The sequence below is a fragment of the Curtobacterium sp. PhB137 genome, from assembly GCF_003814955.1.
Lineage (GTDB): Bacteria > Actinomycetota > Actinomycetes > Actinomycetales > Microbacteriaceae > Curtobacterium.
On record NZ_RKQO01000007.1, the window covers coordinates 317,791 to 329,384 of the forward strand.

Annotated in this window: 11 protein-coding genes and 1 tRNA gene; 6 read left to right on the plus strand and 6 right to left on the minus strand. The window is 71.2% G+C overall.

Annotation, left to right across the window (positions count from 1 at the left end; translation table 11 throughout):
• Positions 1 to 61: 61 nt before the first annotated feature.
• The 5 genes from EDF28_RS13610 to EDF28_RS13630 form a co-directional block, all read right to left on the minus strand.
• Positions 62 to 679, minus strand: coding sequence for a response regulator transcription factor (locus tag EDF28_RS13610; protein ID WP_123938652.1), 618 nt, complete (start codon positions 677 to 679; stop codon positions 62 to 64).
• Entirely contained in the window at positions 676 to 1,707 is a 1,032-nt protein-coding gene (locus tag EDF28_RS13615) for a sensor histidine kinase (RefSeq protein WP_123938653.1), read from the minus strand. Before EDF28_RS13615 ends, EDF28_RS13610 begins: the two co-directional genes overlap by 4 nt.
• A gap of 151 nt (positions 1,708 to 1,858) precedes the next feature.
• Positions 1,859 to 1,932: transfer RNA gene (locus EDF28_RS13620), tRNA-Pro, on the minus strand.
• A 91-nt stretch (positions 1,933 to 2,023) separates the two neighbouring features.
• Positions 2,024 to 2,980, minus strand: coding sequence for a metallophosphoesterase (locus EDF28_RS13625; protein ID WP_123938654.1), 957 nt, complete (start codon positions 2,978 to 2,980; stop codon positions 2,024 to 2,026).
• Complete coding sequence (locus EDF28_RS13630; RefSeq protein ID WP_123938655.1) at positions 2,977 to 5,538, minus strand: transglycosylase domain-containing protein; 2,562 nt, start codon at positions 5,536 to 5,538, stop codon at positions 2,977 to 2,979. Before EDF28_RS13630 ends, EDF28_RS13625 begins: the two co-directional genes overlap by 4 nt.
• Positions 5,539 to 5,588: 50 nt before the next feature.
• On the opposite strand from EDF28_RS13630, the gene EDF28_RS13635 reads away from it, so the two are divergent.
• Both EDF28_RS13635 and EDF28_RS13640 read left to right on the plus strand, forming a co-directional pair.
• Positions 5,589 to 5,747, plus strand: a complete 159-nt coding sequence (locus tag EDF28_RS13635; RefSeq protein ID WP_017888699.1) for a DUF4177 domain-containing protein — start codon at positions 5,589 to 5,591, stop codon at positions 5,745 to 5,747.
• Positions 5,744 to 6,205 (plus strand): RidA family protein, encoded by a 462-nt coding sequence (locus EDF28_RS13640; protein WP_123292150.1) that lies wholly within the window; start codon positions 5,744 to 5,746, stop codon positions 6,203 to 6,205. Before EDF28_RS13635 ends, EDF28_RS13640 begins: the two co-directional genes overlap by 4 nt.
• 79 nt (positions 6,206 to 6,284) lie before the next feature.
• Here the strand turns inward: EDF28_RS13640 and acs are convergent, their stop codons facing one another.
• On the minus strand, positions 6,285 to 8,237 hold the full coding sequence (gene acs, locus EDF28_RS13645) for an acetate--CoA ligase (protein ID WP_123938656.1): 1,953 nt from the start codon (positions 8,235 to 8,237) through the stop codon (positions 6,285 to 6,287).
• A gap of 941 nt (positions 8,238 to 9,178) precedes the next feature.
• Between acs and EDF28_RS13650 the strand changes: the two genes are divergently transcribed.
• From EDF28_RS13650 to EDF28_RS13665, 4 genes are all read left to right on the plus strand, one after another.
• Positions 9,179 to 10,075: a CpaF family protein gene (locus tag EDF28_RS13650; protein WP_123938657.1), complete on the plus strand. Its 897-nt coding sequence runs from the start codon at positions 9,179 to 9,181 to the stop codon at positions 10,073 to 10,075.
• Positions 10,076 to 10,134: 59 nt separating this feature from the next.
• Positions 10,135 to 10,935 (plus strand): type II secretion system F family protein, encoded by an 801-nt coding sequence (locus EDF28_RS13655; protein WP_185094243.1) that lies wholly within the window; start codon positions 10,135 to 10,137, stop codon positions 10,933 to 10,935.
• 84 nt (positions 10,936 to 11,019) lie between these two features.
• Positions 11,020 to 11,232 carry a DUF4244 domain-containing protein gene (locus EDF28_RS13660; protein WP_123938659.1) on the plus strand — a complete coding sequence of 71 codons (213 nt, stop codon included), beginning with the start codon at positions 11,020 to 11,022 and terminating at the stop codon, positions 11,230 to 11,232.
• Positions 11,216 to 11,578 (plus strand): TadE family protein, encoded by a 363-nt coding sequence (locus EDF28_RS13665; RefSeq protein ID WP_123938660.1) that lies wholly within the window; start codon positions 11,216 to 11,218, stop codon positions 11,576 to 11,578. Before EDF28_RS13660 ends, EDF28_RS13665 begins: the two co-directional genes overlap by 17 nt.
• Positions 11,579 to 11,594: the final 16 nt, after the last annotated feature.

Consider the following 11,594-nt stretch of genomic DNA (forward strand, 5'->3'; position numbering starts at 1 on the left):
AGAAATGGTCGGGTCGCCGTCGGGCACCCGACCATTTCTGCTCACCAAGTGGAGCGGAGCCTCAGGTGAGCAGACCGAGGCGCGTCGCCGCAGCCACGGCGCCGACCCGCGAACCGACGTCGAGCTTGCGGAACACGTTGTAGACGTGTCGCTTGACCGTGCCGATGGCGAGCTGCAGGTCCGCCGCGATCTCAGCATTGGTACGTGCGGCCGCGAGGAGCCGCAGGACCTCGAGCTCGCGGTCGCTGAGCGGTGATCCCGCGCGGGCCTCGGTGACCAGGTCGACCGGGAACGTCACCGGCCCGGCATCGGCGTGCGCGGCCCGGGCGATGCGGTCGACGAGCTCGCGGCTCGGGGTGTCCTTCGTGACGAAGTCGACCGCGCCGGCGTCGAGCAGCGTCCGGCGCAGGACGGCGTCGCGGTGCATCGTGAGCACCACCACGCGGACGTCCGGACGGGTGCGGCGCACCGTGGCGATCGTCGTGCGTGCCGGCGGACCGTCGAGCTCGACGTCGAGGAGCAGGACGTCGATGGCGGCAGCTTCGGGGGAGTCGAGGACGTCGGACGGACGCTCGCCGTGCGCGACCACGCGGATCGTGGGGACGGCGGCGAGGATCGTGGCCAGTCCTTCGCGGAACAGCTGGTGGTCGTCGACGATGGCGACGTGCGTGACGGTCACAGCGTGCCCCTCGGGATCGTCAGGCGGACGGTGGTGCCGGTGCCGGTGCCTGGGGTGCTCTCGACGTCGAGTCGCGCGCCGATGACCGCGGCCCGCTCGCGCATGGTCTGCTGCCCGAGGCGTCCGTCGGCGTCGGCATCGGGGTCGAAGCCCGGGCCGTCGTCGGAGACCGTCACGACGAGGGATGCCGAGGTCCACGCGAAGTGCACCTCGGCGGTGGAGTGCGGAGCGTGCTTCCGGCGGTTCGTGAGCGCCTCGAGCAGGATCGTCAGCGCTTCCTCGGCCTGCCAGTTCGGCAGGTGCTCGGACGTACCCATGGTGCTGAACGACAAACGGTGGTCGTCGGAGAACAGGTCCCTGGCGTGCCGGGCGAGCGCATCGTCGAGCAGGGCGTCGCCGACGCGGGCGTGCAGGCTCACCGCGAGGTCCTGCACGTCGCCGAGTGCTCCGCGCAGCAGCCGTGCGGCGTCGTCGAGCTGGTCGGCCCGTTCGTCGGCCGGGGGATCGGTCAGCAGCACGAGGTCGAGCCGCTGGAGCCCGGCGAGGATGCCGTGCGCCACGCGGTCGTGCAGGTCACGGGCGATCTGCGTCCGGGAGTCCAGGTGCGCCGTCGTGACGCGCTGGCGCAGCGCTTCCGTGTAGGCGACGGCCCCGGCGGGGAACCGGCTCCAGATGCCCGCGTGCAGGGCCCTGGTGGCACGCAGGACCTCGGCGGTGGACTCCGCGCCGACCTCGTCCACGAAGAGCGGCAGGTAGGCGTCGAAGAGCATCTCCGCGGCGAGCATCGCGCCGGCCGGGTGCTGGGACTGCTCGGCGTGCAGGGAGCCGGAGGCCAGGTGGTCCGGATCGAGGTACGCGCCGCTCACCACGCTGTCCTCGGCACCGGCGGCGTAGCGCTCGTGTGCCTCTGTGATCATCGACGTCACGTTGTCGACGAGGTTCTGCGTCAGGACCGGGTCGTCGGCGAGCTCGGGGAACTGTGCGGCGATCCGTTCGAGGACCGGGCGGAGGTGGTCGGCGCGTGACATCGCTGTCGAGGCTATCCGTGTCGTCGCGGCCGGGGGGAGCGGCGGCCACGTCGTGTGTCGGGAGGTGTAGTGCCGAGCGCCCGACCGTGGAGAAGCAGAAGGCCCCGGTTCCGGAGAACCAGGGCCTTCTTCGTACTGTCTCAACACAGTGTCGGGGTGACAGGATTTGAACCTGCGACCTCCTCGTCCCGAACGAGGCGCGCTACCAAGCTGCGCCACACCCCGTGGTGTGATCACTCCGTACCGGAGCAACCCGACAATACTATCCGATGATCGGGGGTGCTCACGACCATCCGGCGAACTCCCGGGCGCGTCGTCAGGAGGTTCGGGCGGTGAGGGTGACGACGACCGCTTCGGGCCGGCAGGCGAACCGGACCGGCGCGTAGATCGAGGTGCCGAGACCGGCCGAGACCTCGAGCCACGACCAGTGGTTCCGGTGCTCCCACTTGTGCAGCCCGCTGACGTACCGGCGGGGGAGGTCGCTGTTCGTGACGAGGGCACCGACCCCGGGCACCTGGACCTGGCCGCCGTGGGTGTGGCCAGCGAAGATGATGTCCGCACCCTGGGTGACGAAGGCGTCGAGCACGCGGCGGTAGGGCGCGTGCGTGACTCCGATCGCGACGGGAGCGGGGCCGTCCTCGTCCTCGGACCAGGGCACCTCGCCGCGCATCTCGTCGACGTTGGTGGGGAGCAGGTCGAGCCGGTCCCAGTCGCGGTGCGCGTCCGAGGTGCCGAACAGCTCGAACCGGGAGCCGCGGAGCTCGATGGCGCGGGCGTGGTCGTTCAGGTCGAGCCACCCGAGGGACTCGAAGAACGCCGTCTGCCGGTCGATGTCGAGCTCGACGGGCTTCGCCTCGCTGTGCATGCGGCTCGGGCCGGAGAAGTACTTCAGCGGGTTGCGCGGCGACGGTCCGAAGAAGTCGTTCGACCCGTACGCGAACGCGCCGGGAACACCCCTGAACGGCTCCAGTGCGTACTCCACCGCCGCGTTCGCCGTGGGGTGCCCGAGGTTGTCGCCGGTGTTGACGATGAAGTCCGGCTCCACCAGGGACAGGTCGCGCAGCCACTGCTGCTTGTCGGCCTGCCACGGGGCCATGTGGATGTCGGACAGGTGCAGGACCGTGACGTCACGCGACCCCGGCGGGAGGACCGGGACGGTCTCCCACCGGATGCCGAAGCGTCGACGCTCGACGAGCGAGCCCCAGGCGAACGAGGCGGCGCCGACGGCCGCGCCGGCTGCGAGGACCCCGAGCGCGGCGCGACCGCGGGTCACTTGCAGTCCTTGGGCGCCTTGCCGTTCTTGTCGCCGTACAACTGGATGTTCACGTCGGCGTTCTTGTCGGCGGCAGCGCCGATCGCGGGTTCGACGGCTGCGACCTTGCACGTCTTGTTCCCGCCGCCCTTCGCGAAGTCGTCCGACACGTTGACGTTGCCGAATCCGGCGTCGTTCAGCGCCGAGCGGGCATCGCCGAGCGAGTCACCGCCGATCTCCGGCACGTTGGCCTGCGAGCCGTCCGAGGTGTAGACCGTCACGCTCGAACCGGAGGACAGGAGTGCACCAGCGGACGGCGAGGTCGACGACACCGAACCGGGGTTGCCGGTGCCGGGGCGGGCGCCACCGTCGACGTAGGTGAAGCCGGCGCCGGAGATCGCTGCGCGGGCTTCGTCAGCGGTCTTCCCCTGCAGGTTCGGGAGTGCCTTGGCGTTGCCACGGATCGCCGTGGGCTGCGGGTCGGTGAAGGCACCGGCGGGATAGGTGGCATTGATCGCGGTCATCGCCTGCCGCCACACATCGGCGCGGGATCCGGCGTACGTGCCGTTGACCCCGTTGCTGTAGTGCCGGAGGTTGTTCTTCTTGCCGTCGGTGTTGCCCTGCCAGTAGGCGGTGGCGACGCGTGAACTCGCGCCGACGAGCCAGATCTGGTCAGCCTCGTCGGTCGTGCCCGTCTTGGCGAACATCTGGGTGCCGTCCGGCGTCTGTGCACCGCGCGCGGTACCGCTGGTGATCGTGCCCTTCATGGCGTAGATCGCAGCCTGTGCGAACGCCGGGTCAACTGCCTGCTGGCAGTCCTTCGTCTGGCCGCCGAGCTGCTTGCCGGACGGCGAGGTGATCTGGTCGATGGCGATCGGCTTGCAGTAGATGCCGTTGTTCGCGACAGCGGCGTAGGCAGCGGCCATCGTCATCGGGGCGATCTCGTTGGTACCGAGGATGGCCGACGGGTTCTGGTACTGCAGCTCGCCGCCGTCAGCGCGGTGCACACCGAGCGACTGCGCGATGTCCCGGATGTCGCAGAGGTCGAGCTTCTGGGCCATCGACGCGAACGCGCCGTTGATCGAGCCAGCGGTGGCCCCGAGCACGCTCCAGTTGCCGCCCTCGCCCGGAGCGTCATTCGAGACGTCGAACTTCGTGTAGTCGGTCTGACCGCAGATGGTCCACGGCGTGACCACACGTTCAGCACCGCTGACGGTCTCGTTGAGCCCGTGGCCGGTCTTGATCCAATCCAGCAGGGTGAAGAGCTTGTACGTCGAGCCGGTCTGGAACCCGCCGGAGTTGCCGTACTTGTAGTCGACGCTGTAGTTCAACGAGGTCGACGTCGGTGCCGACTTCAGCGACTCGTCGAAGTCCTTGTTCTGCGCCATCGTGACGATGCGGCCGGAGCCGGCCTCGATCGAGTTGAGCGTCGCACCGAGCGCCAGGTTCGTCTCGGCCTTGTTGTCGTACGTGTTGAGGAGCTGCTTCTGCTCGGCGTTCAGGTCGATGTTCAGCGTCGTCTGGATCTTGTAGCCGCCGTTCCGCCACGCGGTGTCGCGAGCCTTCTGCGACGAGCCGAGCTGCGACATCTCGAGCACGACCTTCTTGGCGTAGTCGCAGAAGAACTGCGAGCCGTCGCCGACCGATGCCCGGCAGCCCTGCGAGGGCTGCGTCAGGTGCACGTAGTCCGCGGGCTTCGACAGGCGGGCCGTGCGGTACTCGGCCTCGGTCAGGTTCTTCTGGTCGTACATCGAGCGCAGGATGACGTTGCGCCGGGCAACGTTGGCGTCGTACTTCTTCGGCGTCGACAGGTTGCGCGCCTCGGGGTACTGCACGATGGCCATCAGCGAGGCGGCCTCGGCCGGGGTCAGCTTCGTCGCGCTCTTGTTGTAGTAGTGCTGCGCGGCGGCCTGCACACCGTAGGTCTGGTCGCCGAAGTAGGCGATGTTCAGGTAGGCGGTGAGGATCTCCTTCTTGGAGTACTTCTTCGCCAGCCCGATCGCGAGCTTCATCTCCTCGAGCTTGCGGGGGATGGTCTGCTCGACGGCCTCGTTGTAGGCCTTCTGCTGCTCCTTCTTCGTGGGGAGGTTCAGCGCTTCGTTCATCTTGATGTTGCGGACGAGCTGCATGGTCAACGTCGACCCACCGCCCGAGTCGCCGAGTCCACCGGCGATGCTGCCCACGCCGGCGCGGATGAGCGAGGTCATGTCGACGCCGCCGTGGCTGTAGAAGCGCTTGTCCTCGCCGTCGATGGCCGCGTTCTTCAGCTGGTCGCTGATCTGGTCGAACTTCAGTTCCTGCCGGTTCTGGTCGTACAGCGTCGCGAAGTGCACCGACTTGCCGCCCGAGTACGCGTACAGCTCGTTGCGCTGCGGCAGGTCACCGATCTCGATGTACTCCGGCAGCGACTCGAACACACCGATCGTCGACGTCGTCGTGACACCGGCGACCGCGATGGCCGGGGTGACCCCGATCGTGACGAGCAGGCCGGCGAGGGCACTGAACCCGACGAATCCGATGAAGGCGCCGACTGCTGAGACGGGCTTGGTCCGCGAGGCAGACGTCTTCTGGGCAGACATAGGATGCAGCCTAAACGACACCCACGACTGAAAGGCTGGCAAGGAACCGCATGACTCGCTGGGAGTACTTCACCACGCCCCTGATGATCCACAACACCACCGCCATCCTCAACAACTACGGGGACGAGGGCTGGGAGCTGGTCCAGATCGTCACCGGCCCCGAGGGTGGGCTCGTCGCGTACCTCAAGCGTCCGAAGGCCGACGCATGAGCGTCGCGGACCGCCTGACCGAGCTGGGGCTGACGCTCCCGCCGGTCGCCGCACCCGTCGCCGCCTACGTCCCTGCGGTCGTCACCGGCCAGTACGTCTACACGGCCGGCCAGCTGCCGTTCGTCGACGGCGCACTGCCCGTCACCGGCAAGGTCGGGGCGTCGGTCGACGCCGAGACCGCCACCGCGCAGGCCCGCGTGGCCGCGCTCAACGCCCTGGCCGCCGTCGAGTCGGTCGCCGGCTCGCTCGACCGCGTCGCCCGGGTCGTCAAGGTCACCGTGTTCGTCGCGTCGGAGCCGTCCTTCACGGGCCAGCCCGGGGTCGCGAACGGCGCCTCCACCCTGGTCGGCGAGGTCTTCGGTGACGCCGGCGTCCACGCGCGCAGCGCGGTGGGCGTGGCGGTGCTGCCGCTGGACGCTCCTGTGGAGGTCGAGCTGGTGGTGGAACTGACGTCCTGACGGACCGTCAGCAGTGAAGCGAACGCAGGTGGGGCCTCCCGTCCGACATGGACTGGAGGCCCCACCTGCGTGACACGGACTACATGAGTTCCGCGATGGTCGCCATGATCGTCGGGTCGGCCAGCGTCGTCGTGTCGCCGATCCGGCGGCCCTCGGCCGCGTCGCGGAGCAGACGCCGCATGATCTTGCCGGAGCGCGTCTTGGGCAGTTCGGGGACGATGACCACCTGGCGAGGCTTCGCGATCGCGCCGATGCGCTTGCCCACCCAGTTGCGGAGTTCGGTCGATGCCGATTCGCGGTCGACGTCGGCGGCGGCCTCGGCGGTGAGGATGACGTAGGCGACGACCGCCTGTCCGGTGGTCTCGTCGGCGGCTCCGACGACGGCGGCCTCGGCGACGCCCTCGTGCCCGACCAGGGCGGACTCGATCTCGGCCGTCGACAGGCGGTGCCCGGAGACGTTCATGACGTCGTCGACGCGGCCCTGGATCCAGATGTCGCCCTGACCGTCGAGCCGCGCTCCGTCGCCTGCGAAGTAGCGGCCCGGGAACCGCGACCAGTAGGTCTCGACGAAGCGGTCCGGGTCGCCCCAGATGCCGCGCGCCATCGATGGCCACGGCTCCGTGATCGTGAGGTAGCCGCTCTCGCCGGGGTCGGCGCGGTTGCCGTCGTCGTCGACGATCTCGGCGACGATGCCGGGCAGCGGCGTCTGCGCGGCGCCGGGCTTGAGCTTCGTCACACCGGGCAGCGCGGAGATCATGATCGCGCCGGTCTCGGTCTGCCACCACGTGTCGACGATGGGCGTGCGGTCGTGGCCGATGACCTGGCGGTACCAGTTCCACGCCTCGGGGTTGATCGGTTCGCCGACGCTGCCGAGCAGGCGCAGGGTCTCGAGACTGCGGGCCTCGGGGATCTCGCGGCCGGCCTTCATCGCCGCACGGACCGCCGTCGGCGCGGTGTACAGGACGGTGACGCCGTACGAGTCGACGATGTCCCACCAGCGGCCGGGCTTCGGCTCGTCGGGCGTGCCCTCGTAGAGCACCTGCGTCACGCCGTTCGCCAGGGGGCCGTAGACGACGTACGAGTGCCCGGTGATCCAGCCGATGTCGGCGGTGCACCAGTAGACGTCCTTCTCCGGGTGCATGTCGAACACGTTCTTGTGCGTGTACGCCGCCTGGGTCAGGTACCCGCCGGAGGTGTGCACGATGCCCTTCGGCTTCCCGGTCGTGCCCGAGGTGTACAGGATGAACAGCGGGGTCTCGGCGGGGAAGGCCTCTGGCGTGTGCTCCGGGGCGGCCTTCGCGACCTCGTCGTGCCACCACAGGTCACGGTCGTTCCAAGCGATCTCGTTGCCGCCGCGCTTGACGACCAGGACGTGCTCGACGCTGTCGGTGCCCTCGCCCTCGAGTGCCTCGTCGACCGCGGGCTTGAGCGCTGACACCGCGCCACGGCGCCAGCCGCCGTCCGCCGTGACGACGAGCTTCGCGCCGGCGTCCTCGATGCGGGCGCGGAGGCTCTCGGCGCTGAACCCGCCGAAGACGACGGAGTGCACGGCGCCGATGCGGGCGACGGCGAGCATCGTCACGACGGCCTCGGGGATGAGCGGTAGGTAGACGACGACGCGGTCGCCCTGTTCGACGCCGAGGTCGGTGAGCATGTTCGCGGCGCGCTGGACCTCAGCGGTGAGTTCGGCGTAGGTGATCCGGCGGGTGTCGCCGGGTGCGCCCTCGAAGTGGATCGCCACCCGGTCGCCGTTGCCCGCGCGGACGTGCCGGTCGAGGCAGTTCTCGGCCACGTTGAGCGAGCCGTCGGCGAACCACTTCGCGAACGGGGCGCCGGACCAGTCGAGGGTCTGCGTGAACGGCGTGCGCCAGTCGAGCAGGCTGCGGGACTGCTCGGCCCAGAAGGCCTCGCGGTCGGCGGCGGCGGCCTCGTGCAGGTCTTCGCGCGCGACGGCGTCGGCGACGAACTCGGGTGTCGGCGGGAAGGTGGCGCCGTCGTCCTCGCGGTGGTCGGTCTGGGTCGGAGTGGACATCGATGTCCTTTCGCGTCGTTGCGTCCTCAGGGTGCGCCACGGAGACTACCCCTCGGCCCGTGCGCTGCGCGGTTGCGTGACGAGCGGCGGCCCGGGTGCTGTGCGGTTCCGTGACGAGCGGCGGCCCGGGAGCGGGGGCGCGGGGCCGCGGCGGCAGGCGCGGGTCTGGGGCAGCGGGGCCGCGACGGCGCACACCGGTGTGTCCTGGTCGCGGCGGCACGCCCGGCGGTCGTGTCGGGGGTTGCCCCGAGGGGCGGATCGTGGGGTACAGTAGTTCCTGCTGGACTCGTTTCCGGCGGCATCGAATCGGATTCCCCCCAATCCTTCGATGTCCAGGCGGCACCAGTTCCCCCCAACCGGTGCCGCCTCTTCTTTTGTCCGGGGTCCGGCTCGAGCGATCAGCGCTCGCCGGCCGCCGACGATCGGCGGCGATCCGCACGGGGACGCCGGTCGAGTGGACAGACCGGTACATGCTCACGCATGGAGCGTCCGACCGACTCGTAGCAATTGCTACTCCGTCCCGGTGCCCGTGATCGAGGGGACCTGCTCGTGTGGTCTGTCGCCGCGCTGCGTCGGGCGCTCCTCGCCGAGTGGGGTACGGCTTTCCGTTTCGGGGGACAAATCGGTCCGTTGGTGCCATCGGCGCTTACCTCTCCACAAGCTGGTTGTGGCACCGGATGCCGAAAACGGCTCTCCTCCTACGCTCTGGCGTCATGCACCGTCACCGTGCCACGCCGTTCCTGCCCGGGTCCGGGCCTGTTCCGCCCAGGGCCGGACCGTTCCTGCCCGGGGCCGGGTCCGTTCTGCCCGGGGCCGGGCCTGTCCCGCCCGGGTCCGGGCCTGTTCCGCCCGGGGTCGGGCCTGTTCCGCCCGGGGCTGCTGCCACCGCCCTTCGGCGCCGAACGCACGGTGTCGTCGAGTTCGAGGAACTCGCCGGCCTCGTGACGGACGCCGGGGTCACCGACGTCTTGGTCGTCGGCGGCGTCGGCACCTGGACCGATCGTGGCGGCGGACTCGAAGCCGCCGCGCCGCGCTTGAGCGAGGCGCGCACCCGGGAGCTCGCCACGCGGCTGGTGGCGCTCGGCGGACGCCACGTCGACGAGACCACGCCGTGCGCCGACGTCCGGCACGGCGACGGGATCCGGGTGCACGTCGTGCTCGCCCCGGTCTCGGTCGGTGGCACGGCGATCTCGATCCGGCTCCCACACCCCGCCCGGCCGACCCTCGCCGCACTCGACCGCGCCGGCACCTTCGAGCACGTGCCGCGCTCCGTCGTCGAGGCCGCCGTGCACCAGCGCCGCAACGTCCTGGTCACCGGTGCCACCGGCAGCGGCAAGACCACCCTGCTCGCCGCGATGCTCGGCGCCGTCCCGGCCGACGAGCGGATCGTCACGGTCGAGGACGTCGCCGAGCTGCGCATCGCCCATCCGCACGTGGTCGCACTCGAGGCGCGGCAGGCGAACGCCGAGGGCGTCGGCGCGCTCGGCCTCGACCGGCTCGTGCGTGAGGCCCTGCGGATGCGCCCGGACCGGATCGTCGTGGGGGAGTGCCGGGGCGCCGAGGTCCGCGAGCTCATGTCCGCGCTGAACACGGGCCACGACGGGGGCGCCGGCACCGTGCACGCGAACGGTGTCGCGGACGTCGCCGCTCGGCTCGAGGCGCTCGGCGCCCTCGCTGGGCTCGGCGTCGAGGCGCTCGCCCGACAAGCGGTCAGCGCGTTCGACCTGGTGCTCCACGTCGAGCGTCGGGCAGGCGGACGACGGCTCGCTGCGGTGGGCGCGTTCCACGTCGGGTCGGACGGGAGGCTCGGGGTGCGCCCGGTGGACGGGGCACCGTGAGCAGGGGGTCGCTCCTGGGACGTCGGGTCCGGCGTCCCGCGCCGTTCGACCCGGCGCGCGTGGCCGGCACCCTGGACCGCGTCGCGACGCTCGTCGCCGCCGGGGTCCCGCCGCCGCGGGCCTGGGAGCTCGTCGGCAGGCTCCCCGCAGGGACCGCTCCCGCGTCCGCGGACATCGCCGTCGTCCTGCGGGTCGCGGACCGGACCGGCGCCCCCGTCGCGGAGACGCTCGGGGCACTCGCCGGCGCGCTCCGCCGATCGGCCGCGTCGGACCGGGCGATCCGGGTCGCCCTCGCCGGCCCGCGCTCCAGTGCCCGCGTCGTCCTGGCGCTGCCGCTGTTCGGCCTCGGACTCGGGGCCGCGTGGGGGTCCGGAGCCGTGCAGGTCCTCACGGGCTCGCCGCTCGGCTGGGTCTGCTCGGCGCTCGCCGCCGTGCTCGTCCTGTCCGGGCGCGCCTGGACCGCGCGGCTCGTCCGGTCGGCGACGCCGGACGGACGCGTGCCCGGGGTCGTCCTCGACGCCTGGGCGGTGGCCGTCTCGGGCGGTGGTTCGTGGATCGCCGCCGGCGAGGCGGTCCGTCGTGCCGCCGACGGGATCGTCCCGCCGGCTGCCGACGTGGCTCGCCTGCGCGAGGTCCTCGACCTGGCCGTGCGAGCGGGCGTGCCCGCGGCGGGACTGCTGCGCCGCGCCGCGGAGGACGTCCGTGACGACGCTGCTGCCGCCGGCCTCGCCGCAGCCGAGCGCCTGGCCGTCCGACTGGTGCTGCCGCTCGGTGTCTGCGTCCTGCCCGCGTTCGTGCTCGTCGGGGTGGTTCCCGTCGTGGTCGGCGTCCTCTCCTCCACCGTCGTCGGTGCGCGATGACCTCTCCACAGATGCCGCTCGAGGCCCCGATCGTGCGGTGGCCCCGCGCCACGCTGGGATCACCGCAACAGAAGGGACGAACAAATGAGCACCACCCCGAACCGAATCCATCGCACCAGCCGCGTCGTCGACCGGCTCCGCGCCGTCGCGCAGGACGACCAGGGGTCCGCGACCGCCGAGTACGCGGTCGTCATCCTCGCCGCCGTGGCGTTCGCCGGCGTGCTCGTCGCCGTCATGCGCTCGGGCGAGGTGCAGACCATCCTCACCGAGCTCGTCCGCGGTGCCCTCTCGCTGTGACCAGGCGCGGCGCCCCGACCGGGACTCCGACCGGGGCTCGGTCACGGTCGAGTTCGCGGTCGTGCTGCCCGCCGTCGCACTCGTCCTCACCCTGCTCGTCGCGGCCGTGCTGGTCGTCGACGGACAAGGACGCCTGCAGTCGGCCGCCGCGGCGGCTGCGCGGGGCGTCGGGCGCGGGGACGACGCCGTCGGACTCGCCGCCGCCGAGCGGATCGCGCCGGGATCCTCCGTCACGATCCGGCGCACCGACGACCTGGTGTGCGTCGACGCCACGCGCGGCGGCACCGGTCCGTTCTCGGCGCTGCCGCTCCGGGCGACGGCGTGTGCTGCGGCCGGGGGACGCTGACCCCGAGCGCGGTTCG

Bases quoted from the DNA above. Each gene is read 5' to 3' on its own strand.
- EDF28_RS13615 (WP_123938653.1), bottom strand. From the start codon at position 1,707: ATGTCACGCGCCGACCACCTCCGCCCGGTCCTCGAACGGATCGCCGCA.
- EDF28_RS13630 (WP_123938655.1), bottom strand. From the start codon at position 5,538: ATGTCTGCCCAGAAGACGTCTGCCTCGCGGACCAAGCCCGTCTCAGCA.
- EDF28_RS13635 (WP_017888699.1), top strand. From the start codon at position 5,589: ATGACTCGCTGGGAGTACTTCACCACGCCCCTGATGATCCACAACACC.
- EDF28_RS13640 (WP_123292150.1), top strand. From the start codon at position 5,744: ATGAGCGTCGCGGACCGCCTGACCGAGCTGGGGCTGACGCTCCCGCCG.
- acs (WP_123938656.1), bottom strand. From the start codon at position 8,237: ATGTCCACTCCGACCCAGACCGACCACCGCGAGGACGACGGCGCCACC.
- EDF28_RS13660 (WP_123938659.1), top strand. From the start codon at position 11,020: ATGAGCACCACCCCGAACCGAATCCATCGCACCAGCCGCGTCGTCGAC.